At 70.6% G+C, this 23,081-nt stretch carries 22 protein-coding genes; 11 read left to right on the forward strand and 11 right to left on the reverse strand.

The genetic code is table 11. From position 1 onward, the window contains the following. Positions 1-12 precede the first annotated feature (12 nt). From ACIQ7M_RS14960 to ACIQ7M_RS14985, 6 genes are all read right to left on the reverse strand, one after another. Positions 13-624, reverse strand: coding sequence for a Uma2 family endonuclease (locus ACIQ7M_RS14960; RefSeq protein WP_403643825.1), 612 nt, complete (start codon positions 622-624; stop codon positions 13-15). 163 nt (positions 625-787) lie between these two features. Then, complete coding sequence (locus tag ACIQ7M_RS14965) at positions 788-1,567, reverse strand: succinate dehydrogenase iron-sulfur subunit (RefSeq protein ID WP_355759684.1); 780 nt, start codon at positions 1,565-1,567, stop codon at positions 788-790. Continuing rightward, positions 1,567-3,321 carry a succinate dehydrogenase flavoprotein subunit gene (gene sdhA, locus ACIQ7M_RS14970; protein WP_403643829.1) on the reverse strand — a complete coding sequence of 585 codons (1,755 nt, stop codon included), beginning with the start codon at positions 3,319-3,321 and terminating at the stop codon, positions 1,567-1,569. The genes ACIQ7M_RS14965 and sdhA overlap by 1 nt, the downstream gene beginning before the upstream one ends. 23 nt (positions 3,322-3,344) lie before the next feature. Continuing rightward, on the reverse strand, positions 3,345-3,836 hold the full coding sequence (locus ACIQ7M_RS14975) for a succinate dehydrogenase hydrophobic membrane anchor subunit (protein ID WP_355759680.1): 492 nt from the start codon (positions 3,834-3,836) through the stop codon (positions 3,345-3,347). 5 nt (positions 3,837-3,841) lie between these two features. Then, complete coding sequence (gene sdhC, locus ACIQ7M_RS14980) at positions 3,842-4,222, reverse strand: succinate dehydrogenase, cytochrome b556 subunit (RefSeq protein WP_355759678.1); 381 nt, start codon at positions 4,220-4,222, stop codon at positions 3,842-3,844. A 167-nt stretch (positions 4,223-4,389) separates the two neighbouring features. Next, the gene (locus tag ACIQ7M_RS14985; protein WP_403644552.1) at positions 4,390-4,962 is read right to left on the reverse strand and encodes a 2-oxo-4-hydroxy-4-carboxy-5-ureidoimidazoline decarboxylase; all 573 of its coding nucleotides are present in this window, start codon (positions 4,960-4,962) and stop codon (positions 4,390-4,392) included. A gap of 382 nt (positions 4,963-5,344) precedes the next feature. Between ACIQ7M_RS14985 and ACIQ7M_RS14990 the strand changes: the two genes are divergently transcribed. From ACIQ7M_RS14990 to ACIQ7M_RS15000, 3 genes are all read left to right on the forward strand, one after another. Further along, entirely contained in the window at positions 5,345-6,979 is a 1,635-nt protein-coding gene (locus ACIQ7M_RS14990; protein ID WP_403643832.1) for a glycoside hydrolase family 20 protein, read from the forward strand. 389 nt (positions 6,980-7,368) lie between these two features. After that, on the forward strand, positions 7,369-7,941 hold the full coding sequence (locus ACIQ7M_RS14995) for a hypothetical protein (RefSeq protein WP_355759674.1): 573 nt from the start codon (positions 7,369-7,371) through the stop codon (positions 7,939-7,941). Positions 7,942-8,117: 176 nt separating this feature from the next. Next, a complete protein-coding gene (locus tag ACIQ7M_RS15000) occupies positions 8,118-8,498 on the forward strand; it encodes a hypothetical protein (RefSeq protein WP_355759672.1) in 381 nt (126 codons plus the stop codon). A gap of 158 nt (positions 8,499-8,656) precedes the next feature. On the opposite strand, the gene ACIQ7M_RS15005 is transcribed toward ACIQ7M_RS15000, so the two are convergent. Next, positions 8,657-9,859 carry an RNA-guided endonuclease InsQ/TnpB family protein gene (locus tag ACIQ7M_RS15005; protein WP_403643837.1) on the reverse strand — a complete coding sequence of 401 codons (1,203 nt, stop codon included), beginning with the start codon at positions 9,857-9,859 and terminating at the stop codon, positions 8,657-8,659. Positions 9,860-10,158: 299 nt separating this feature from the next. Between ACIQ7M_RS15005 and ACIQ7M_RS15010 the strand changes: the two genes are divergently transcribed. The 4 genes from ACIQ7M_RS15010 to ACIQ7M_RS15025 all read left to right on the forward strand — a co-directional run bounded on the left by ACIQ7M_RS15010 (position 10,159) and on the right by ACIQ7M_RS15025 (position 14,185). Continuing rightward, positions 10,159-10,776, forward strand: coding sequence for an RNA polymerase sigma factor (locus ACIQ7M_RS15010; RefSeq protein ID WP_355759670.1), 618 nt, complete (start codon positions 10,159-10,161; stop codon positions 10,774-10,776). 330 nt (positions 10,777-11,106) lie between these two features. Next, positions 11,107-11,895 (forward strand): hypothetical protein, encoded by a 789-nt coding sequence (locus ACIQ7M_RS15015; RefSeq protein ID WP_403643840.1) that lies wholly within the window; start codon positions 11,107-11,109, stop codon positions 11,893-11,895. 539 nt (positions 11,896-12,434) lie between these two features. Next, on the forward strand, positions 12,435-13,097 hold the full coding sequence (locus ACIQ7M_RS15020) for an RNA polymerase sigma factor (RefSeq protein WP_355759667.1): 663 nt from the start codon (positions 12,435-12,437) through the stop codon (positions 13,095-13,097). Then, a complete protein-coding gene (locus ACIQ7M_RS15025; RefSeq protein WP_403643843.1) occupies positions 13,097-14,185 on the forward strand; it encodes a hypothetical protein in 1,089 nt (362 codons plus the stop codon). Before ACIQ7M_RS15020 ends, ACIQ7M_RS15025 begins: the two co-directional genes overlap by 1 nt. Positions 14,186-14,424: 239 nt before the next feature. Here the strand turns inward: ACIQ7M_RS15025 and ACIQ7M_RS15030 are convergent, their stop codons facing one another. Then, a complete protein-coding gene (locus tag ACIQ7M_RS15030; protein WP_403643846.1) occupies positions 14,425-15,297 on the reverse strand; it encodes a L,D-transpeptidase family protein in 873 nt (290 codons plus the stop codon). Positions 15,298-15,484: 187 nt separating this feature from the next. Here ACIQ7M_RS15030 and ACIQ7M_RS15035 point away from each other — a divergent pair, with 187 nt between their 5' ends. From ACIQ7M_RS15035 to leuE, 3 genes are all read left to right on the forward strand, one after another. Next, entirely contained in the window at positions 15,485-17,065 is a 1,581-nt protein-coding gene (locus ACIQ7M_RS15035) for a methylmalonyl-CoA mutase family protein (RefSeq protein ID WP_355759662.1), read from the forward strand. Positions 17,066-17,157: 92 nt separating this feature from the next. Beyond that, positions 17,158-17,736: a Uma2 family endonuclease gene (locus ACIQ7M_RS15040; RefSeq protein WP_403643849.1), complete on the forward strand. Its 579-nt coding sequence runs from the start codon at positions 17,158-17,160 to the stop codon at positions 17,734-17,736. Between the two features lie 54 nt (positions 17,737-17,790). After that, complete coding sequence (leuE, locus tag ACIQ7M_RS15045) at positions 17,791-18,441, forward strand: leucine efflux protein LeuE (protein ID WP_386984271.1); 651 nt, start codon at positions 17,791-17,793, stop codon at positions 18,439-18,441. Positions 18,442-18,444: 3 nt separating this feature from the next. On the opposite strand, the gene ACIQ7M_RS15050 is transcribed toward leuE, so the two are convergent. Continuing rightward, positions 18,445-19,860, reverse strand: a complete 1,416-nt coding sequence (locus tag ACIQ7M_RS15050; RefSeq protein WP_403644555.1) for an FAD-dependent oxidoreductase — start codon at positions 19,858-19,860, stop codon at positions 18,445-18,447. A gap of 86 nt (positions 19,861-19,946) precedes the next feature. On the opposite strand from ACIQ7M_RS15050, the gene ACIQ7M_RS15055 reads away from it, so the two are divergent. Next, on the forward strand, positions 19,947-20,606 hold the full coding sequence (locus ACIQ7M_RS15055) for a TetR/AcrR family transcriptional regulator C-terminal domain-containing protein (protein ID WP_403643853.1): 660 nt from the start codon (positions 19,947-19,949) through the stop codon (positions 20,604-20,606). Between the two features lie 247 nt (positions 20,607-20,853). Here the strand turns inward: ACIQ7M_RS15055 and ACIQ7M_RS15060 are convergent, their stop codons facing one another. After that, positions 20,854-21,258, reverse strand: coding sequence for a hypothetical protein (locus ACIQ7M_RS15060; RefSeq protein WP_403643856.1), 405 nt, complete (start codon positions 21,256-21,258; stop codon positions 20,854-20,856). Between the two features lie 412 nt (positions 21,259-21,670). Then, positions 21,671-22,849, reverse strand: coding sequence for an acyltransferase family protein (locus ACIQ7M_RS15065; RefSeq protein ID WP_403643859.1), 1,179 nt, complete (start codon positions 22,847-22,849; stop codon positions 21,671-21,673). Between the last annotated feature and the right edge of the window lie 232 nt (positions 22,850-23,081).

A 23,081-nucleotide genomic window follows, 5' to 3' on the forward strand; every position in this document is an offset into this window, starting at 1 on the left:
CGGTTCCTCCGATCAGGCTGCCGGTTCGGTGCCGCCCGACGCGAGGATCTCGGCGACGTCGAGGGTGACTTTGGCGCCGATGGAGTCGGGCAGTGCGACGAGTTCGCCGGGGGCGTGGACGCGGTGGTTGCCGTATGCGCCTCCGGCCGGGTCGGTGAGAACGTGGAGGCGCTGATGCCTGCGGTCGACGATGACGTACACGGGCACATCGGCGCCGGCGTACGCGGAGACCTTGGTGCGCAGATCGGACTGGTAGTTGCTCGACGTGACTTCCAGGACGAGGCGGAAGCAGACGGGGTCGTAGCAGTTGTTCTCCACAGAGCTGTCCCGGTAGTCGGCATCCACCACCGACAGGTCAGGAATCGCGTAGTCCTCCGTGCCACTGGGGAGCCACAGCCCGATTCCCTGGAGTACTCGTGTTTCCGACATGTGCAGCCCAGCCGTCAGGAAGGGAACGGTGAGACTGGTCAGGGCCTCGGCGTGTGGGCCGTCCGGCGGCGGGGACACGAGGATCTGGCCTCCGATGATCTCGACGCGGTAGCCCGGATTGCGGTCCATGAGGCGGTTCGCCTCCGCGATCAGCGGACGGTCGTCGTGGGGCCGCTCGACGGATGCTGCGGACATCACGTGCCTCCTGTGGGGCTGGTGCCGAGAGCATCATCGTAGGGCGGTCGGCCGCCCTGAGCCGTGATCGGTCCGTTTCACCCGTTCGTGGCTCCGCACGCGTGTGGGCCCCGCTCCCGGAGGAAGCGGGGCCCACAGGGCGCACGGGCTGAGGACGAAGACCTCAGATACGGCGCGTGATCAGCGCGCGCTTGACTTCCTGGATCGCCTTGGTGACCTCGATACCGCGCGGGCAGGCGTCCGTGCAGTTGAACGTCGTGCGGCAGCGCCACACACCGTCCTTGTCGTTGAGGATCTCCAGGCGCTGCTCTCCGGCGTCGTCACGCGAGTCGAAGATGAAGCGGTGGGCGTTCACGATGGCGGCCGGACCGAAGTACTGGCCGTCGTTCCAGAACACCGGGCAGGACGACGTGCACGCCGCGCACAGGATGCACTTGGTCGTGTCGTCGAACCGCTCGCGGTCCTCGGCCGACTGCAGACGCTCGCGCGTCGGCTCGTTGGTGTCCTTCGTGATGAGGAAGGGCATCACGTCGCGGTACGCCTGGAAGAACGGGTCCATGTCGACCACGAGGTCCTTCAGCACGGTCAGGCCCTTGATGGCCTCGATCGTGATCGGCTTCGCGGGGTTGAGGTCCTTGATCAGCGTCTTGCAGGCCAGCCGGTTCTTGCCGTTGATCCGCATGGCGTCCGACCCGCAGATGCCGTGGGCGCAGGAGCGGCGGAACGTGAGCGTGCCGTCCTCGTCCCACTTGATCTTGTGCAGCGCGTCGAGGACACGCTCCTTGGGGTCGATCTGGATCTGGAAGTCTTCCCAGACCGACTCCGCCGAGACCTCCGGGTTGAAGCGGCGGATGCGGAACGTGGCGGTGATGTAGGGGGAGTCGGCGAAACCGGGCTCGGGTGCGCCGGCCGCGTCCGCCTTGTCCAGAGTGGGAGTAGCCATCAGTACTTACGCTCCATCGGCTGGTAGCGGGTCTGGACGACCGGCTTGTAGTCGAGACGGATGGACTCGGTGCCGTCGTCGCCGACCTCGCGGTACGCCATGGTGTGGCGCATGAAGTTGACGTCGTCGCGGTTCGGGTAGTCCTCGCGGTAGTGGCCGCCGCGGGACTCCTTGCGGGCGAGGGCGGAGACGGCCATGACCTCGGCCAGGTCGAGCAGGTTGCCCAGCTCGATGGCCTCCAGCAGGTCCGTGTTGAACCGCTTGCCCTTGTCCTGGACCGAGACGTTCTTGTAGCGCTCGCGGAGTTCCGCGATCTTCTCCACGGCCGTCTTGATCGTCTGCTCGGTGCGGAACACCATCACGTTGGCGTCCATGCACTCCTGGAGCTCCAGGCGGATCGCGGCGACCCGCTCGGTGCCCGTGGAGTCGCGCAGGCGCTCGACCTGGGTGACGACCTGCTCGGCCGGGTTCTCCGGCAGCTCCACGTAGCCGGCCTTCGCCGAGTACTCCGCGGCCGCGATGCCGGCCCGGCGCCCGAAGACGTTGATGTCCAGCAGCGAGTTCGTGCCGAGGCGGTTGGCGCCGTGCACGGAGACACAGGCGACCTCACCGGCGGCGTACAGGCCCGGGACGACGGTGGTGTTGTCCGAGAGGACCTCACCCTGGACGTTCGTCGGGATGCCGCCCATGGCGTAGTGCGCGGTGGGCTGGATCGGGATCGGGTCCGTGTAGGGCTCGATGCCGAGGTAGGTCCGCGCGAACTCCGTGATGTCGGGCAGCTTGGCGTCGAGCTGCTCCGGCGGGAGGTGCGTGAGGTCGAGGTAGACGTGGTCGCCCTCGGGACCGCAGCCGCGGCCCTCACGGATCTCGGTGTAGATGGAGCGGGACACGACGTCACGGGACGCGAGGTCCTTCATGACCGGCGCGTACTTCTCCATGAAGCGCTCGCCGTCCTTGTTGCGGAGGATGCCGCCCTCACCTCGGGCGCCCTCCGTCAGCAGGATGCCCATGCGCCAGATGCCGGTCGGGTGGAACTGGAAGAACTCCATGTCCTCCAGCGGCAGCCCGCGACGGTAGACGGCCGCCTGGCCGTCACCCGTCAGGGTGTGCGCGTTGGAGGTCACCTTGAAGAACTTGCCGGTGCCGCCGGACGCGTAGATCACGGCCTTCGCCTGGAAGACGTGGATCTCGCCGGTCGCGAGCTCGTAGGCCACGACGCCCGCCGAGTGCTTGACCCCGTCGACCTCGACGATGAGCTGGTCGAGGACGTAGAACTCGTTGAAGAACTCCACGCCCTCCTTGACGCAGTTCTGGTACAGCGTCTGGAGGATCATGTGACCGGTGCGGTCCGCGGCGTAGCAGGACCGGCGCACCGGGGCCTCGCCGTGGTTGCGGGAGTGACCGCCGAAGCGGCGCTGGTCGATCGTCCCGTCGGGCGTCCGGTTGAACGGCAGGCCCATCTTCTCCAGGTCGAGGACCGAGTCGATGGCCTCCTTCGCCAGGATCTCGGCGGCGTCCTGGTCGACCAGGTAGTCACCGCCCTTGATCGTGTCGAAGGTGTGCCACTCCCAGTTGTCCTCTTCCACGTTGGCGAGCGCGGCGGCCATGCCGCCCTGCGCGGCGCCCGTGTGGGAGCGGGTGGGGTAGAGCTTCGTCAGCACGGCGGTGCGGCTGCGCTTCGTCGCCTCGATGGCGGCGCGCATGCCGGCGCCGCCGGCGCCGACGATGACGGTGTCGTACTTGTGGATCTTCATGAGTGGTTGCCTCAGCCCCGTGCCTAGCGGATGTTCGGGTCGAAGGTGAAGATCACCAGCGTGCCCAGCAGGATCGTGAACACCGTGGCGGTGTACAGCAGGCCCTTCAGCCACAGGCGCGTGTTCGTGCGCTCCGCGTAGTCGTTGATGACGGTACGCAGGCCGTTGGAGCCGTGCAGCATGGCCAGCCACAGCATCGCGAGGTCCCAGGCCTGCCACCACGGGCTGGCCCAGCGGCCGGCCACGAAGGCGAAGCCGATCTTGGAGACGCCGCCGTCGAGGACGAGCTGGATCAGCAGGTGACCGAGGACCAGGACGACCAGGACGATGCCGGACAGGCGCATGAAGAGCCAGCCGTACATCTCGAAGTTGCCGCGGGTCGACTTCGGGGTCTTCTTGGTGCGCTTGCGCGGAGCCTCGATGAAGGGGGCCGGGTTGTCGACGCTGTACGCCGAGAAATCTCCGGAGCCTTCCACGGGGCCGATTCCGGAAGCGGCGGTGTCAGTAGTGGACATCTGCGTCAGCTCCCGAATACTTCGCGGAATGCGTGACCGAGGACGGGGTAAAGGGCCCCGAACATCAGCACGACCCAGATACCGACGACGGTCCAGAGCATCTGCTTCTGGTAGCGCGGGCCCTTGGACCAGAAGTCGACGGCGATGACACGCAGGCCGTTGAGCGCGTGGAAGAGAATGGCGGCCACGAGGCCGTATTCCAGCAGCGCGACGATCGGCGTCTTGTACGTGGCTACGACCTTGTCGTAGTCCTCGGGGGAGACACGGACGAGAGCGGTGTCCAGCACGTGTACGAACAGGAAGAAGAAGATGAGGACGCCGGTGACTCGATGAGCCACCCAGGACCACATTCCTTCCCGGCCGCGGTACAGCGTTCCAGCCGGCACGGAAGAACCCTCCGGGAGCGGGGATTGGGGCCGCGCCGGCTTCTCTGTCGGTCGGGCCCGGCCGGGTACGGTCCACCGGCCCCGGCCATCGTAGCGACGTGTTGTCGGAACGCTTACAGCGGCCCTATCAATGTGATCAAACTGGCAATCAATCAGGCACGTTCGGGCTATTCCGGGCGCGGCGTGTCGGCGGGTCGTGCCTCGTGGGCGAACTGACGGACGAGCCGGGTCAGCCGCCCGCGGGCCAGTCGGCGCAGTTCGTCGGCGGTGACGACCCGCTCCTCCTCCGGGTCGTTCGCCAGGCGTGACCGGATGCCGACGAGGACCTGGTCGAGGGCCTCGCCGGGAGAGAATGCGTCCAGACAGATGACGAACACATGCCCGAATCTGCTCTCGTACGCGGCGTGCGCGGCGCTCAGCGCGGTGTGCGCGGCGGAGTACGCGCCGTCCGGGAGCGGCGTGAGTGATTCGCCGGCCAGGGCTTCGGCCAGGTCGGCGGGGGTCAGGTCGTACGCCGCCTCGTCGGCCGCGGCCAGCAGGGCGCCGAGATCCGGGTAGGGGCGGTGGTCGGCCAGACGGTGGACCCAGCGCAGGCTGCGGCAGCAGGAGAGCAGGGCGTGGGTGACCTCTCCGGTGGGTGCGGAGTTGAACCCGTCGAGGCGGACCGGGGACGGTTCCGCGCTCTTCTGCTCGGGGAGTGCGACCTGGCCGGGGAGGCGTGGGAGACGGTGAGACGTCAGCGTGGGTCCTCGGCGTGGGGGTGGGACGCGCGACGTCCGGTGAGCGTGACGTGCGTGCGATACGTGTGTTTCGGCAGGGGCGGAAGTGAAAGTTGTGCTGCTCACGCTATCGAGGTGTGTCGAGACCTGTCCGACGGATGCCCGGATTTCACCCGCACGGGAGAGTTTCGGAGCGTGTGGTGGACGCTTCGGGTGACGGTCGGGGCAGAGTTCGCGGTGGGAGTGGAGAACCGGTCCGGCGAGGGGCTCCGAAGAGGTGGCCGCCTCGACGAGGGAGTACACCTGTAGGGAGGACCGGCCCGGCGACGGCACGGTGACATGGGCGCCGCGCGCCGGCGCCGTGAAGTGAGCGCAGCGGGCGCGGTGAGACGAGGGTGGCGGAGTGAGCAGTGGCAGGCGGCGCGCGCCGCGTCGGCGGCGGTCGGGACAGAACGGGCGGGGCAAACTCCTCGCGGCCGGTCTGGCGGTCGCCGGTGTCGTCGCGGTGGCCGTGGTGGTCTGGCCCGACGGGGGCGGCGGGCCGGCCGGGGCGCGGGTACCGTCCGCGGACCGGTCGGGGGCCGTGGCCGCCCCCAGTCCCTCGCCGACCCGGAGTTATCCCCTCTCCAAGGCGCCGCGCACCATCCCCGCCGTGCGCGAGCACACCGCGGCCCACGGTCCCGGCTGGCGCCCGGCCGCCGGCGCCCGGGTCGTCGTGGACGCCAACGGCCTCGCCGACGAGGGCAAGCTGCTCGCCGGCGAGCTGAGACTGACGTACGCGGGGCGGGCGGCCGCCAGGGCCGGCGACGTGGAACTGGGCCTCGACAAGGGCAAGGCGGGCCCGGAGTCGTACACCCTGACCGTCAGGAACGGCCGGGTCACCGTCACCGGGCCCGCCGAGGCCGGGGTCTTCCTCGGCACCCGCACGCTCAAGCAGGAGGTGCACGGCGGCGGTACGGCGCCGGAGGGCGTCGTGCGCGACCGGCCCGCGAAGCCGGTCCGCGGGTTCATGCTCGACATCGCGCGCAAGCACTTCACGGCGGCCTGGATCGAGGACCGGGTGCGGGAGCTGGGAGACCTGAAGTACAACCAGCTCGGCCTGCACTTCTCCGACGACCAGGGCTTCCGCATCGAGTCCGACACGCACCCCGAGATCGTGTCGCGGCAGCATCTGACGAAGGACGAGGTCCGCCGCATCGTCGCGCTCGCGGCGAGCCGGCACATCACCGTCGTGCCCGAGATCGATTCGCCGGGCCACCTCGGCGCGGTCATCGCGGCGCACCCCGACCTCCAGCTCCGCAATGTGTCGGGCGTCCCCGTCCGCGGCGCCGTCGACATCTCCAAGCCCGCCTCGGCGAAGATCGTCGACGATCTGCTCGACGAGTACGCGGATCTGTTCCCCGGCACCGACTGGCACCTCGGCGGCGACGAGTACCAGGCCCTGACGGTGGCCGACCCGGCGGCGTCCTTCCCGCAGCTCGTCACCGCGGCCAGGAACCGGTTCGGAGCGGGCGCGGGCGTCGCCGACCTCACGACCGGCTGGCTGAACGACCGCGCCAAGGTGGTCCACGGGCACGGACGGACGGCGCGGGCCTGGAACGACGGCTTCTTCCGCAGCAGCACGGTCCGGGCCGACGGCAGCCTCCAGGTGGCGTACTGGACCGGCAAGGAGATCGGCGCCCGGCAGCCCGTGGAGTATCTGAGCGCGGGCCGCAAGGTCATCAACTACAACGACGAGTACCTGTACTACGTCCTCGGCGAACCCCAGACCTTCGTCTATCCGACCGGGCAGCGCATCTACGAGCAGTGGACGCCCCTCGTCCTGCGCGGTACGACGCCGGTGCCCGCGCGGTACGACTCCCAGATCCTCGGCGGGTCCTTCGCCGTCTGGTGCGACCTCTCGAACTCCCAGACCCAGGACCAGGTCGCGGCGGGTATCCGCATGCCGCTGCGCGCCCTGACCCAGAAACTGTGGGACCCGCGCACACCGTCCGTCTCCTGGACCCAGTTCAAGTCCCTGGCCGACCAGTTGGGCTGAGCGGCCCCGGCCCTGGCGCGACGGGACCGGTCCGCGGGCCGGTGGGGCTCGTCGGAGGGGACTGGACGCGACCAGGTCCGGAACCTAATCTTCCGTTTACTTGTTCGCGGGCCGGGCGTCACCCCTGAGAGGGGTGCGCCCGGCTTCTCGTGCCGTCACCGTGCCGTGACGGCGGATCCAGGGGGAGGACCCGGCCGCTTCCGGCGGCTGACGCGTGCGGAATTGTGCCGGTCCGGGAGTGCGTCTTTGGCTGAAAACCTGTTCATTCGGCTCGTCGAACGGCAGGGTGGGCTCGCACTGTGACACTCCGGGTCCGTTGCACGCAGTAAGGGGAAGTGCGGGCTCCGTAAGGCAAGGGCGCCCTGTCGAGGCATTTCGAGGGAGTCGTGATGAGTCTGGTGGAACTGATCGCTCGGGCCGACGAGCGAGGTCTGGCAGCGAGTGGTCTGGCTTGTTTGGATCGGTGTGTACCGCTCCTTGGCGGTGACGACGACGTCCTGCGGCCCCTGTGGGCCAGCCTGGCGGAGCCGGACACCTGGGCCGAGTGGGGAACGCGCCTGGAAGAGGCGCGCGCCAAGATGGACGCGGAGGACCCCGAGCCCGCCGTGACCGACGAGGATCACGCCGCCCTGCTCGCCCGGGGCATGCTGGAGGCCGTCCCCGCGAAGCCCTCCGAGGAGGAACTGCGTGCCTGGTCGGACGCCTGCTCGGTGGCGGCGCTGCAGGTCCACCGGTTCCTCGATCACGCCGACGACGCGGAGGCGTGCGTGACGGCACGCCGTGAGGGGCGCACGGAGGGCATGTCCCCGCTCGTCGCCGCCGAACTGCGCCGCCAGGTCTCCGTCCTGGAACTGCTCGCCGAGCACGGCAAGGGCGGACTGAGGCTCGCGCTGGACGCGTCGACGGAGGGGCGACGCGTCCTGCGAGCGGTGGTCTCCCGCAGGGCACGCGGACGGGTGTAGTCCCGGGACGAGTTCGCGAGGGTGCGCCGGAGGGAACACGGCTCCGGCGCACCCGAAACCTTGATCGCGAGGGGTTCCTGTGAGGGTCCTGGGGCGGACATGGCGGTCCTGGGCCGGTGTCGCGAACCCCGGCCCGGACCCGTGACGAATCCGGCCGCCGTCGCGCTCTACCGAGTGTGAACGCAACTCAAGCAACTCGGCCCTCGGCTGCGACGAAGCCCGTTCGCTGGGCGGCCGACACGGTCGTGGCCATGCGGGAGGGCGCCAGGCTGCGCCTCGACTACTCGGCACAGAGCCTGTGGCGCGTCGACCGCGTGATCGACGAGATACGCAGGGACGGGGCCCCGTACGCCGCCGTCGAGAGCGTGCTGCGCGGATTCGGCGCGTACGCGGGCGAGGTGGTCGCCCGTCACACCGGCGCCGAGTGGTGGGAGACCGGCGGCGAGCACTGGCTCCGTACGCCCGACGGACGGCTGTGGGACCCGATCGAGGAGGCCCGCCGCTGCTACGCGGGCGACGGCTCCCTGCGCCTGCTGTGCCGCGAGGCCACCCGCTGAGGTCCGCGCCGGGTCCCGTCGGCCCGGACGCGGTGCCCGGGGCCCCGCCGACCGGGCGACGGACCCGCGGTGTCCGCCGCTGGCGGCCCCGCCGGTTCGGGGGCAGAGTGTCTGACGCGCTTTGAAACCTCCCCTCCCTGAAGGAGGGGATTCCTGGCTCAGGCCGCCTCCTGGAGCAGCGCTCCAGGAGGTCCTACGCCCTCGACGCCAGCCGGGTCGAGACCAGCCCGGAGCAGCATCACGCGTGCGGAGTTCTTGTCCCTCGGGGACACGGATCCGCACGCGGTGCAGGTGTAGGTGCGTTGCGACAGCGGCAGTGCGTGCTTGGTTCTCGCTCCGCACTGTGCGCAGTCTGTAGTGGTGTGGGCGGGGTGTACGAGGCGGACGTCCCGACCATGCTTGCGACCCATCTCCAACAGGGCCTGCTTGGTGGCGCCGATGGCGGCGTCCGCCGCCTTCCGGGCCATGGTCGACTTGGCGAGGAACCTCGGCCGGAAGTCCTCGACCGCGATGACGTCGTGGTCGTGCACGACCTTCTTGGCCCATTTGCGGGCGGTGTCCTGCCGCTGCCGGGCGATCCTCCGGTAGGTCTTCGCGCGCAGCCCCACCGCGTCGCGGTAGCCCTTCGACGCTGCCCGGCCCTTCTGCGGTCTGCGGCGGGCCATCATCCGGTCGTACCTTGTCAGCTTGTCCTGAGCCCTTCTGCCGTGTTCGGGGTGGGGGAGGCCATGGGCATCCGAGGTGGTGGTGGCGGTCTGCTTCACACCCCAGTCGATCCCGATCACCCGGCCGGTCCCGGGCAGCGGCTGAACTTCGGCAGGAACGACGAACGAGGCGTACCAGTGGCCGAGACAGTCGCGGTACACGCGCACGCTGGACGGCTCGGCGGGCAGAACCCGCGACCACACCACCGTCATGACAATCCCGCCGGCGAGGTGCAGGCGTCCGTCCTTGAGCCGGAAGCCCCGCCGGGTGTAGTTCAGCGTCGGATCGCACCCGTGCTTCTTCTTGTGCCCGGGCATCCCCGCCCGCCGTCCGACGGGCAGCCGGCCCCGGATGTCCTTCAGCGCCTTGGCGCGGGACCTGCCGAAGTCCCGGACGATCTGCTGCTGCGGCACCGACGAACCTGCCGCCAGCCACGGCGTCACGGCACGAGCCCCGGTCAGCATCCTGTCCAGCACGGCGGGACCGCACTTCTCCCCGGCTCGGTGAGCCTTCGTGGAACGCGCGACGCACTCGTTCCAGATCCACCGGCACCGGTCCCACTCCGCCAGCAGCGCAGCACGAGCCGTCGACGACACACGAAGCCTGTACGTGTAACGGGCATGCCCGCCCTCACCGGACTCCTTCGGCTCCGACACCACGTCCCCCTGTCACGGCATCCCGACTCCCGCTCACCCGGCTTCCACCACCAGACCGTACGTACGGCACACGCACACCCGTACCCTCCTCACGGCACAGCCACCACAACCAGCGAACGTGGGCACGCATGTTCGCCTCTCTCCTGGTGGCGGCCCTGGAGCACTCCGCACCCCAGGAGACCGCAAACGACTCAGGTGACATTTCCGTGGGGCCCGACGCTGATGACCATGAGGGTGTCGGTGCGGACGGCCGCGCCGGCAGGCACATTCGGGCGAACTCGGTGCGAACGAGGACAGTGTTGGGCCAGGGAGGGGAACCCCGCCGCGCGCAGCCGTACGACGCGGAACTGGGCGTGGCCGTGGCGCGGGCGCAGGAGGGCGACGAGCTCGCCTTCGCGGCCGCGTACCGGATCGTGCAGCCCGGACTGCTGGGCTACCTGCGCGGCATCGTCGGCGACGACGCCGAGGACGTGGCGTCCGACGCCTGGCTGGAGATCGCCCGGGACCTGGGGCGGTTCCGGGGGGACGGCGCCGGGTTCCGCGGCTGGACCGCGACCATCGCCCGGCACCGCGCGCTGGACCATCTGCGGCGACTGCGGGTGAGGCCCCGGGGCAGCGCCATCGAGCAGGACGCGCTGGACCTGCCCGGCAGGCACAGCACCCAGGACGAGGCACTGGAGAGCCTGTCCACCGAATACGCCCTGGAACTGGTCGCGGGCCTGCCGCGCGACCAGGCCGAGGCCGTGCTCCTGCGGGTGGTCGTCGGCCTCGACGGACCGGCCGCGGCACGTGTGCTCGGCAAGCGGCCGGGCGCGGTGCGGACCTCCGCCCACCGGGGACTGAAGCGGCTCGCGCGCCAGCTCGGTGGCGCGGGTGTGACGGATGAGGAGCCCCGGACGCTGGGGGAGTCGGGATGAGTAGGACGTCCGGAACGGCCGGCACCACGCCGCCGTCCGGAACGGCATCGTCGTACGGCGGAAGGAACTCGACCGGTGTACGGATGGTGCACGGCGGACGGTCGTCACGCGGAGGACGGCTGCCGGACGGCGACGGGACGCCGGCCGGGGCCGGGACGACCCCTGGTCAGGTGTCGTCCCACGGGCGCGGGACGTCGGGTGGAGCGAGCGCGTTGTACGGCGTGGAGCGCGGAGCTGAGTCCTGGTACGGCGAGGAGTTGCGGGGCGGAGCGGCAGACGGAGATGGAACCGGACGTGGAACCGCACAGGGAACCGGGTGCGCGACCCGGCATGGGTGAACGGCACGTCGGCGACGGCGCGGCCCCCGGAACCGGCATCGCTCGCGCGGCGGACCCCGGAGGCGTCGGCCTCGCTTCCGCGGCCGATCCCGCGGGTGGGGAGACTCCTCTGGAGGGGCTTCTCGCCGCGGCGATGCGCCGCCGGGGCGACGACAGGGCGGCGGAGACGCAGGCCGTGGCCGCCTTCAGGGCCGCGCGGGACAGCGGCGCGCACTCCGCGCCCACCCGGCTGAGGGACGACTGGCGCCCCAAGGAGCGGAAGGGGCCGAGCCGTTCGCTGCGGGCCGCGTTCGCCGTCCTGCTGGCCGGTCTGACCCTGGGCGGCGTCGCCGTCGCGGCCATCGGGCCGGTCACGCACGAGGACGCCGGGCATCGGGGCGCGGCTACGGCCCGTCCGTCCGACAGTGTTCCGGGCCGGTTCCCCGAGTCCGTCGCCCCGGTCGGTCCCGGCGCTCCCGGCGTCGTGACCCCGAGCGGCCTCGTGAGCCGCCCGTCGGGCGCCCAGGACACCGAGGCCCACTGCCGTGCGTACGCGTCGGTGAAGGGCCGGGGCGACGCCCTGGACTCGCGCGCCTGGCAGAGGCTCGTCACGGCCGCCGGCGGCGAGGACAAGGTCGAGGCGTTCTGCGCCGGGCAACTGGCCGCGCGCACCGGGACGAAGGGGGCGGGGCGCGGGGAGAGCGCGGGAGGCGCGCAGAAGCCCGGCAAGGCGAACGGGACGCCGTCTCAGGAGACCCCGGCCGCGACACCGAAGCCGGCGAAGTCCAGGAGCGGGCGATAGACGGCTGACGCTGGGCGGTCCCGACCCGGTGGCGGGCGGGGGGTCTCCCTGCCTGGCGGTCGAGGGCATTTCTGACGTGGCGCCAGGAGTGCGTCTCCGCAAGCCCGTCGGCCCGATTTCTCGCCGATGGCAACGGCCGGGGCCGCCACCCCCCACAGGAGAGGCCCCGACCGTCGCGCGGCACGGGCCGCGCGGCGACCCGTACTCTCTACAGCGCCGGGACTGCGTTTTGTGTCACACCCCGCTCCGTCACCGCATAGTTGCAGGTTGTACGAACATGGACGGGGAGCTGTTTCAGGCCGTAACGTGCCTTTCGCGCCGGTGCGGAAAGAGGACGACCGCAACCACGAGGAACCCGGGACCACGACTGCGCGGACCCGGGGACCGCGACCACGTGGGGCCTGGGGCCGGAACCGCGTGGGGCGGCAGACCACGACCACGCGGACCTGAGACCACAACCGTCCATCGAGGAACGCACGACGGCGAGAAACCCGGTCCGCGAGAGCGGAGCCGGTCGAGGCGCAAAGAGGGGCGCGGGGGTGCTGGGGGACGACGCGGAGCTGACCGCCGCGGTACTTGCCGCACAGGACGGGGACGAGACCGCGTTCCGGACGGTGTACCGAGCCGTGCACCCACGCCTCCTCGGATACGTCCGGACACTCGTGGGCGAGCCGGACGCCGAGGACGTCACGTCCGAGGCCTGGCTCCAGATCGCCCGTGACCTGGAACGCTTCAGCGGCGACGCGGACCGTTTCCGCGGCTGGGCGGCGAGGATCGCCCGCAACCGCGCCCTGGACCACATACGGATGCGCGGGCGCCGTCCCGCGATAGGCGGCGACGAGACCGAGCTGACCGGCAAGGCCGCCGAGTCCGACACCGCGACCGAGGCGATGGAGGCGCTGTCCACCGGCAGCACCCTCTCGCTCATCGCCCAGCTCCCGCAGGACCAGGCCGAGGCCGTCGTGCTGCGGGTCGTGGTCGGCCTCGACGCCAAGACGGCCGCCGAGACCCTCGGCAAGCGCCCCGGAGCCGTCCGGACCGCCGCGCACCGGGGTCTGAAACGGCTCGCGGAACTGCTCGGCACCGATCCGGAATCCGTCGGCGCGCTCGACGCCGTTCCCCCGCAACGACGTTCCCGTACCCGTGCGGTGACGTCCGCCGGTGTGACGCATACGCGTTCGCGGGCGCAGAAGGACATGTGATGGCCGACGAGCAGTACAGGTGGCTGGACCGGGACGCCGCGGAGCGTCTGCTGAACGGGGAGCCGCTGGAAGCCGTCGACCCCGGCACGCGGGACCAGGTGGACCGCCTCACCGCGGCCCTCGGCGCACTGACCGCGGAACCCGAGCCGACCAGCGACGAACTCCCGGGCGAGGCAGCCGCGTTGGCCGCGTTCCGCAAGGCGCGCGAGAGCGGGGAGGGCGTCGCCGCGCAGCCCGGCCGGCCCGGTCGCGCGCGCTCCGGCGCGCACGCCGCGGACGCCGGTCTCGTACGGATCGGCCGCCCCGCCGCGCACGGACGCCGGACCCGCTGGGGACGGCCCACCCGCTTCGGGCTCGCCGCGGTGCTGGCCGTCGGGATGGTCGGCGGCGTCGCCGTCGCGGCCGGAACCGGAGTCCTGCCGACCCCGTTCACCCGCGAACACCCGGGCCCGGCCGCGACGGCCACGGCCGCCCGGACCCCGGACCGTCCGCTCGTCTCGGCCTCGCCCACCCCCTTGCCCGGGGTCTCCGGCGGGAACGGCGCCATGGTGCCGGTGCCTGACGGCCCGTCGGGCGAACCGTCCGGCGACACCTCCACGTCCGCGGGCACCGGCCGGCCGAGTGGTCCGCCGAGCCCCGACACCGGCGGGACCGCCGACCGGACCCGCGAGTGGTGGGCCAGGACGCGTGCGTACTGCCGTGACCTCCTCGACGGCAAGGACCTCGACGGGGACCGCAGGCGCGCCCTGGAACACGTGGCGGGCGGCGGTGCCCGGGTGCGGCTGTACTGCTCGGGCGTCCTCGGCCGCGGTCTGGGCGCCGGCGACGGTTCGGGTGACGCCGGCGGGCAGGGGACGGACCAGGGCGGCCACGGCGACCAGGGCGACCAGGGGGACTCGGGCGGCGGTGACGGCGACGGCGACGGTCACCACAGAGGACCGGGCGGCGACGACCACCGGGACAACGGTGTCAGCGCCCCGTCCGCACTGCGTCCGCGACTGACCCCGCTCCTGCCGGTCGCGCCGACGTGGTCCCCGTCGTCGGGCCCGACGACGAAGCCGAGCCGGTCGGTCGGCACGTTCCTCTGAAGCGCCGCGAGACCGCTCTGACCAGCACTTTCGTAAGTCGTTGAAATTTCTATTGGCTGGGTGTGACGTTTTCGGCCGCCGCGACGCAGTACGTGATGAGCCGACTGGTCATCGGCCGTAGCACGGAGCCGGGGTTCCCCCCGTACCCACGGCTTCGTGCAACTGGCGCGGGTGGGACACGTTCCCCCGGTCCCGCCCGCGCCCCACTCTCCTTGCCCCGCCCTTCGCGCGGAGGCCCCTCACCAGGAGACGACGACCTTGTCGCCCGTGCGGACCTGCGCGAACAGCGCCGCGACCTTGCTCTCGTCCCGGACGTTGACGCAGCCGTGCGAGGCGCCGTAGTAGCCGCGGGCCGCGAAGTCCGAGGAATAGTGCACCGCTTGGCCGCCGCTGAAGAACATCGCGTACGGCATCGGCGTGTGGTAGATCGTCGACACGTGGTGGCGCGACTTGACGTACACGGTGAACACCCCTTCGCGGGTGGGCGTGTACTGCGAGCCGAACCGGACGTCCATCTCCGAGACCGTCCTGCCGTCGATCATCCAGCGCAGGGTGCGGCTCTTCTTGCTGACGCACAGCACGCGGCCCTTCATGCAGCGCGGGTCGGGCTTCGCGGCCGGCTGCCCGCCATAGGGGTACAGCTCCCAGGCGGCCGGTTCGTGCGTCATCCTCCGCAGCCGCTGCCAGGTCACCGTGTCCAGCTCACCGGTGCGCGGAAGTCCCCGCTTGCCCTGGAACCCCTTCACCGCCGCGACCGTCCGGGCGTCGTACGTCCCCGTCGGCGGGGTGATCAGCCAGGCGACCTGATGCAGCCGGGCCTGCGCCCCGCGGACGGCGTCACCCCGGTCGCCCCGGGACCAGAGGACCTCGGCGGTGGGCCGCTCGTCGTCCTTCCCCGCGCCCGCGGAGCCGGACGTGCCGTCCTGTCCCTTCGATGGGGAGGCGGGCTTGCCGTCGTCCTTGCTCGTCGCACCGGGGGCCGGGGCGAGCGAACCGTCGATCCGTACCGGCCCCTTCTTCCCGTCCGCGTCCACGGCGTGCGCCGTGCAGCCGCTCACCACGGCGAGCACCGCCAGCGCGGCCAGTGATCTCTTCAAGCCGGTCGTACGCATCCGGACCCCTGTTCCACCCGTCCTGTCGTGCACATCAGGCCCCCGTCCCGCCGTCATGTCACCTGAGATGCTCCCCGCGGGTGACCGGTTGCGAACGGGGCGGCATGGTGGAAGAGAACCATGGAACGAGCCGCCGCACGGCGGAACGGGGTCCCTGTCGTCGGGCCGCTTCACGGGAGGCACAGCAATGACGCGCGAATCCGAGTCCGGACTGCCCATCGAACCGGTCTACGGCCCCGAGGCCCTGGACGGCTGGGACCCGGCCGAGAAACTCGGCGCGCCGGGCGCGTACCCCTTCACCCGCGGCGTGTACCCCTCGATGTACACGGGCCGCCCGTGGACCATGCGCCAGTACGCGGGGTTCGGCACGGCCGTGGAGTCCAACGCCCGCTACCGGCAGCTCATCGCGCACGGCACGACGGGCCTGTCGGTCGCCTTCGACCTGCCCACCCAGATGGGCCACGACTCCGACGCCCCGCTCGCGCACGGCGAGGTCGGCAAGGTCGGGGTGGCCATCGACTCGGTCGACGACATGCGCGTCCTGTTCGACGGGATCCCGCTCGACCGGGTCTCCACCTCGATGACGATCAACGCGCCCGCCGCGCTGCTGCTGCTGATGTACCAGCTCGTCGGCGAGGAACAGGGCGTGTCCGCCGACCGGTTGACCGGCACCGTCCAGAACGACGTCCTCAAGGAGTACATCGCCCGCGGCACGTACATCTTCCCGCCCAAGCCGTCCCTGCGGCTGATCGCGGACATCTTCAAGTACTGCGGGGCCGAGATCCCGAAGTGGAACACGATCTCGATCTCCGGCTACCACATGGCCGAGGCGGGCGCCTCACCCGCGCAGGAGATCGCGTTCACGCTCGCCGACGGCATCGAGTACGTCCGCACCGCCGTCGCCGCCGGCATGGACGTCGACGACTTCGCCCCCCGCCTCTCCTTCTTCTTCGTCGCCCGGACGACGATCCTGGAGGAGGTCGCCAAGTTCCGTGCGGCCAGGCGCATCTGGGCCCGGGTGATGCGGGACGAGTTCGGCGCGAGGAACCCCAAGTCACTGATGCTGCGCTTCCACACCCAGACCGCGGGCGTCCAGCTCACCGCGCAGCAGCCCGAGGTGAACCTCGTCCGGGTCGCGGTCCAGGGCCTCGCCGCGGTCCTCGGCGGCACCCAGTCGCTGCACACCAACTCCTTCGACGAGGCCATCGCGCTGCCCACCGACAAATCCGCGCGGCTCGCCCTGCGCACCCAGCAGGTCCTCGCCTACGAGACGGACGTGACGGCGACGGTCGACCCCTTCGCCGGCTCGTACGTCGTCGAGACGATGACCGACGAGGTCGAGGCCGCGGCCGTCGCCCTCATGACGCGGGTCGAGGACCTCGGCGGCGCCGTCGGGGCCATCGAACAGGGCTTCCAGAAGGGCGAGATCGAACGCTCCGCCTACCGGGTCGCCCAGGAGACCGACTCCGGCGAGCGCGTGGTGGTCGGCGTCAACCGCTTCCGGATCGACGCGGAGGAGCCGTACGAGCCGTTGCGCGTCGACCCCGCCATCGAGGCCCAGCAGGCCGAACGCCTCGCCCGGCTCCGCGCCGAGCGCGACCAGGGTGCCGTCGACGCCGCCCTCGTCGCCCTGAAGAAGGCCGCCGAGGGCACCGACAACGTCCTCCACCCGATGAAGGAGGCCCTGCGCGCCCGCGCGACGGTCGGCGAAGTCTGCAACGCGCTGCGCGAGATCTGGGGGACCTACGTGCCCTCGGACGCCTTCTGACCTGCATGATTCCTTCGTACGGGTGAACGAGGGTGGAAGCCGCACGCCCCCGGCTACGCTCAGGGAGAGTGACCCCTGAAAAGGAGGATGCCGTGGCCGTACTGCAACACGAGCTGACGTTGGGCGAAGCCGCCGACCTGCTCTCCCGTGCACTGCCTGGGCACCGCGTGGAGATTCTCCAGGGGAGGCTGACTGTGACACCACCGCCGGACGGCTCGCATGCGCTGTCGTTGTCATGGTTGGTCGTGGCGTTCGATCGGGCGGGTGCCCGGGACGCCGGGCTCAGGTACGTCCAGGGCGTAGGCCTCTGGCTGCCCACCCTGCCCGCCGACTTCGCGATCCCCGACTTCTCGATCGTCGACGAGGACTTCCGCGACGCCCTCGTCCAGAAGAACTGCTACGCCCCGAACGTCTTCCGTCTCGTGGTCGAGGTGACCTCGTCGAACTGGTCCGACGACCTCGGACCGAAGGTCGAGTGCTACGCCGAGGCCGGCGTCCCCGTCTACGTCGTGGTCGACCGCAAGCACGACGAGGTCCTGCTGTACCGGGACCCGGTCAACGGCAAGTACCCGGCCCCCGAGCGCTACGGGCGGGGCCAGAGCTTCCCGGTCCCGGCCGTCGTCGGGGTCGCCCTCGACCTCCCGGTGGACACCCTCCTCGACGGTGACTGACCCGTGATGAGACCCCTGGACGCGATGTCGTAGGCCCGTGCGACACTCCCTTTCATGCTTGGTGTCATCGATCTCCCCACCTATCTCGCGGGCCTCGTCCTCATCGTCCTGCTGCCGGGACCGAACTCGCTGTACGTGCTGTCCGTCGCCGCCCGCCGGGGCGTCCGTACGGGGTACACCGCCGCCGCGGGCGTGTGGTGCGGGGACACCGTGCTGATGACCCTGTCGGCGGCAGGCGTGGCCTCGCTGCTCCAGGCGAACGCCGTCCTGTTCAGCATCGTGAAGTACGCCGGCGCCGGATATCTGACCTGGCTGGCCATCGGGATGCTGCGCGCCGCGCGGGCGATGTGGCGGGCCCGCCGGGAGGCGGTCGCCGAGAGCGCGGAGCCCGAGGAGGCGGCCGGGGAGCGGCCGTTCCGGCGGGCGCTGGTGATCAGCCTGTTCAACCCGAAGGCGATCCTGTTCTTCGTCGCGTTCTTCGTGCAGTTCGTCGACCCCGGATACGCCTACCCGGCCCTGTCGTTCGTCGTGCTCGGGGCCTTCGCCCAGCTCGCGAGCGTGCTGTATCTGACCGCGCTGATCTTCAGCGGTACACGCCTCGCGGCGGCCTTCCGCCGGCGCAAGCGCCTGTCCGCGGGGGCCACGACCGCTGCGGGCGCCCTCTTCCTCGGCTTCGCGGTAAAGCTCACCCTCGCCAGCGCGTAGCGCTCAGCGGGCGCCGAGCCCCACCAGGGCCGCGTACTCCCGCAGGCCCTGGGTTCCGGCACCCGCCCAGCCCACGTAGCCGTCGGGGCGGACGAGGAAGACCCCGGTCCCGTAGGGCTCGTACGACCCGATCCGCGCGGTGCGGACGCCGGGGAGCTCCGCCGGTTCCGTGACCGTGCCGACGGTGAGCAGCGTCCAGTGCGCTCCCCGGAACGCGTCGAAGAGGTGTACCCCGTCCACGGTTCCGTCGGGGGCACGGTCGCCCGCGCGCAGCGCCTCGTCCGGCAGGTCCGTGCGGGTCTCCACCGCGAGGGAGGAGCCGCGGTAGCCGAGGCCGAGCTGACGGGTCTCCTTGCCGCGGCGGGCCTCGCCGCGGTGGATCTTCGTGGACAGGCCGAGCATGTCGGCGGCGATGGGGAGGCGTTCCTCCTCGTAGGTGTCGAGGAGGGACACGGGAGCCTCGCCGTCGAGGACCGCGCCGAGCTTCCAGCCCAGGTTGTAGGCGTCCTGGACGCTGGTGTTGAGCCCCTGGCCGCCGGCCGGGGAGTGGATGTGTGCCGCGTCTCCGGCGAGGAGTACCCGCCCGGTGCGGAAACGCTCCGCCAGCGCCGTGCGCGGCCGGAAGTCCGAGGCCCAGCGCACCTCGGTCACGGCTTCGGGCGCGAGGTGGGACCGCGAGGCGACGGTCTCGCGGATGCCGTCGAGGGACAGGTCGGCGTCCGTGCCCTCCGGGAACTGCGCCACGACCTGGAAGTCCTCCGTACCGGCGAGCGGACAGATCGCCAGGAAGCCGCCGGCGTCCTCCCTCGGCGGGAAGACATGCCAGTTGTCGCGGTCCAGCCCGGTGATCCGTACGTCCGCGACGAGCATCGGGTGCGGGTCGACGGTCTCTCCGACCATGGCGATCCCGAGCGCGCGCCGTACGGCTGAGCGGCCACCGTCGGCGGCGACGACGTATCGCGCGCGGACCGGCGCGCCGGAGGCGAACCCCACGGTCACGCCGTTCTCGTCCTGGGCGGCCGTGACGACCTCACGGCCGAAGGCGACCCGGCCCCCGAGGTCCTGAAGCCGCGCGAGGAGGATCTCCTGCGTACGCCACTGCGGCACCATCCATGGTGCGTTGTACGGGGAGTCGTCGGTCGGCTCGGCCGGCTCGAACATCTGGTGCTCGCCGACCCGCCGGCCGTCCTGCCAGATCATCCCGACCGGGTAGTCGCCGCCCGCCGCGCGGATCGCGTCCAGCACACCGAGGTCGTCGAAGACCTCCATCGTGCGCGGCTGGATTCCCTTGCCACGCGAGCCGGGGAACAGCCTGTCGGCACGCTCCACCACCAGGGCGTCCACTCCTCGCCGCGCGAGATCGGCGGCGAGCGCGAGACCGGTCGGGCCCGCGCCGACGACGAGCACGTCCACGTCCATGTCCGAGACCTTGTCCACAACCTTCTCCTTAACGCTGTTAAGTTCCATGTCGCGAGCATGCACTTAACAGCGTTAAACTGTCAAGCGTGGTTACCCAGAGACCCCAGCGATCCCCCAAGCTGGACAAGAAGCAGGTCGTCGAGACCGCCCTGAGGCTGCTCAACGAGACGGGCCTCGACGGCCTGACCCTCCGGGCCATCGCCAAGGAACTGAACGTCCAGGCGCCCGCGCTCTACTGGCACTTCAAGAACAAGCAGGAACTGCTCGACGAGATGGCCACGGAGATGTACCGCCGGATGGTCGACACCCCCGGGGCGGCGGGCGGCGACGGCTGGCGGGAGCGGCTGATCGCCGCCAACCGGGGGCTGCGCGCCGCCCTGCTGAGCTATCGCGACGGCGCCAAGGTCTTCAGTGGTTCACGCTTCACCGGCACCCTGCACGCCGTCGAGATGGAGCGGACCCTGACGCTCTTCACCGAGGCGGGATTCACCCTCACGCAGGCGGTCCGTGCGACCTCCACCGCGTACCTGTTCACGATCGGCTTCGTCACCGAGGAGCAGGGCGTCCAGCCGCTGCCGGGCGAGCGCCGCGAAGGGTACGACACGGACGAACGTGCCCGCCGCATGGCCGACTTCCCCCTGTCGGCAGCGGCGGGCGCGGAGATCTTCGACGACTACGAACGGCACTTCGAGGAAGGCCTGGCGCTGGTGGTCGCGGGTGTCGAGGCGCGGTACGGGGTCGGTTGACCGAAGAGTCCTGGCGGTGGCGATTCGCGCTGCCGCGGACGTCGGCGGTGGAACGAGGCATTGAACCCGGATCGTAGCCGGGTGTCATAGGTGAATTCAGATGGACGGAATGCAGCCGTCCGGGATCGGTGGGGGCCGGACTCTTGAATTCTCGGCAGTCCTGGTGGGGGTGCCGTACCTTGTCCGGCCGAATCTCCTCCCGTTTCCGGGTGGCTCTGATGGCCACCCGGAAACGGGAGAACACGGTTCAGCAGTGGTCGGTGGACGTCCCGTACCAGCCGCCCCACGTATTGGTCGCGTAGTCGTCATAGTTGCAGTAGTAGTTTCCGGACTCGGTCACGACCTTGACGGCCTTGCCGGCGGGGCCTTCGAAGTAGTCGACGAAGTGCGAGGCCCTGCCGTTGCCCGGCATCTCTTTCCAGCTACCCGCGCCCGACCATGTGTGCCAAATGGTTCCCGAGGGTGCCACGCCGAAGCACTCGGGCGGCCCGTACTGCCAGGCGATGTAGGTCGCGCCGTACGCGTTGAGGGTCCCGGCGTAGAAACAGGTGGGGGACGCCGCGGCTGCGGGTGTCGTGGACACCCCTACCACGCCCGCGGCTGCCAGTGACACGGCGGCGGCAGCGGTCGATAGACGGAAACGAGACTTCACGAACTCTCCCTCTGTCCGGCAATGCTGATTTGTTCCTGATCACACGCTATGGAGGTGTCGGTGTATCCCGCAAGCGCGGTTTTCGGCTATCCGCGACAAGCGGAGTAAATCCCTCCGTGCGGGAAAAGGTGGAAGAGTTCAGTTCCACGTCACTTTTTCGGCCCGGTCCGGCGCGCAATACGGGCATCGATGAAATTCGGGGTCATCACATGCGAGAAAACAGCGTCCGCTCACAGTCCGCCGGGTTGGGGAAGGGCAGGCGAGAGAAAACGGCCTTCGGCCGAGAAGTGTGCTCACCGCGGGTCCTCGCCCGTGAGCATGGAGCGTCCAGGCGTCTGTCGCCGGAACCGGAGGGGGTATCCAGGAGACGCGGGTGCCTGCGCCGCGCCGTGGAGGGCGGCGCAGGCACTGTCTAACCCTGGCGGCTCGGGGTGTGCCTCTTGTTCAGTGCGGCCCGCAGCCGTGGCGTCAGCCATTCCTCCACGTACCGGTTCAGCAGCCAGGCGAGCAGCAGCATCGTGGCGACCGTGGCGAGGAACGTGCCGTACGACGGGATGTGCAGGGTCTGGTGGTAGGCCTTGATGGCGACCCAGCCCAGGTGCTCGTGAACCAGGTAGAACGGGTACGTCAGCGCGCCCGCGACCGTCAGCCAGCGCCAGTTCGCCCAGCGCAGCCAGCCCAGCGCGATCGCGGCGACGGCGACGTAGCCGAAGGTGACGACGAGCATGATGGCGACGGACGAACGGTTGGAGAAGAACTCCGGGTTCGGGGCGTGCCACAGGCGCTGGACCGCGTAGTGCTGGCCGATCAGCCAGCTCACGCCGACGATGCCCCAGGCGTACGCGTCACGCCGGTCGCGGTGGACGAGGTACAGGCCGACGCCGCCGATGAAGTAGGGCGCGTACTCCGGCATCAGGACCATGTTGAGCAGCGGCTCGTTCACGCCCTGCGCGATGGCCGCGGCCAGGGTCCAGCCGGCGCAGAACAGGATCACGCGCTGCCGGTTCGCCCCCGGCAGCACGATGCACAGCGCGAAGAGGGCGTAGAAGCGGACCTCCGCCCACAGGGTCCAGCACACGCCGAGCACCCGGTCGACGCCCAGCGGCTGCTGGAGCATCGTGAGGTTGACCAGCGCGTCGCTCGGGGAGACCGTCTTGTACGCGACGACGGGCAGGGCGAACACGGCCGTCACGATGATGATCGCGGCCCAGTACGCGGGCAGCAGCCGGGAGGCGCGGGAGGCGAAGAAGGAGCGCAGCGGCCGGCCCCAGCCGCTCATGCAGATGACGAAGCCGCTGATCACGAAGAAGACCTGCACACCCAGGCAGCCGTAGGCGAACAGATGGTGCAGGGTGGGGAACTGGTGCTTCGGCGAACTGCCCCAGGCCTGGACGACCTCGCCGTCCCGGCCGCCGTAGTGGTAACCCGCCACCATCAGGGCCGCGACGAGCCGCAGCCCGTCGAGGGCGCGCAGCCGGTTCTCCCGGGGTGCCGCGGGCTTGGGTGCGGCGGGCGTCTCGGCGGGTGGCAGGACGGTACGGACCACGGTGCCGGTCGACGTCCCGCGGGCCTCCTCGGGCGTGTCGATCACAAGGTTCCCCTCAATGGGACTCAGCTGGCCCACAGCACGTTAGTCCGATAGTCGGGGATACTTACGACCTGGCGAGGCCGGTTTTCCGTCTTGCCCACGGGAGTTCATCTGTGGGTTGCCGTCGCGTTGATGACTCTCCCGGCGGTGGGTGGGGCGGGGCCGTGCCGGTGCATCAGCCCGTCGCTGTCGGACGAGTGGTGAACGTTGGTGGCGACGGGCATCGATGTACCGG

Origin of the sequence: Streptomyces sp. NPDC096324 (genome assembly GCF_044763015.1) — a bacterium.
GTDB lineage: Bacteria > Actinomycetota > Actinomycetes > Streptomycetales > Streptomycetaceae > Streptomyces.

Coding starts and splice junctions, on each gene's coding strand:
- sdhA (WP_403643829.1), bottom strand. CDS start 3,321: ATGAAGATCCACAAGTACGACACCGTCATCGTCGGCGCCGGCGGCGCC.
- ACIQ7M_RS14965 (WP_355759684.1), bottom strand. CDS start 1,567: ATGGCTACTCCCACTCTGGACAAGGCGGACGCGGCCGGCGCACCCGAG.
- ACIQ7M_RS14995 (WP_355759674.1), top strand. CDS start 7,369: ATGAGTCTGGTGGAACTGATCGCTCGGGCCGACGAGCGAGGTCTGGCA.
- ACIQ7M_RS15035 (WP_355759662.1), top strand. CDS start 15,485: ATGACGCGCGAATCCGAGTCCGGACTGCCCATCGAACCGGTCTACGGC.
- leuE (WP_386984271.1), top strand. CDS start 17,791: ATGCTTGGTGTCATCGATCTCCCCACCTATCTCGCGGGCCTCGTCCTC.
- ACIQ7M_RS15050 (WP_403644555.1), bottom strand. CDS start 19,860: ATGGACGTGGACGTGCTCGTCGTCGGCGCGGGCCCGACCGGTCTCGCG.
- ACIQ7M_RS15015 (WP_403643840.1), top strand. CDS start 11,107: ATGGGTGAACGGCACGTCGGCGACGGCGCGGCCCCCGGAACCGGCATC.
- ACIQ7M_RS15030 (WP_403643846.1), bottom strand. CDS start 15,297: ATGCGTACGACCGGCTTGAAGAGATCACTGGCCGCGCTGGCGGTGCTC.
- ACIQ7M_RS15025 (WP_403643843.1), top strand. CDS start 13,097: ATGGCCGACGAGCAGTACAGGTGGCTGGACCGGGACGCCGCGGAGCGT.
- ACIQ7M_RS14960 (WP_403643825.1), bottom strand. CDS start 624: ATGTCCGCAGCATCCGTCGAGCGGCCCCACGACGACCGTCCGCTGATC.
- ACIQ7M_RS14975 (WP_355759680.1), bottom strand. CDS start 3,836: ATGTCCACTACTGACACCGCCGCTTCCGGAATCGGCCCCGTGGAAGGC.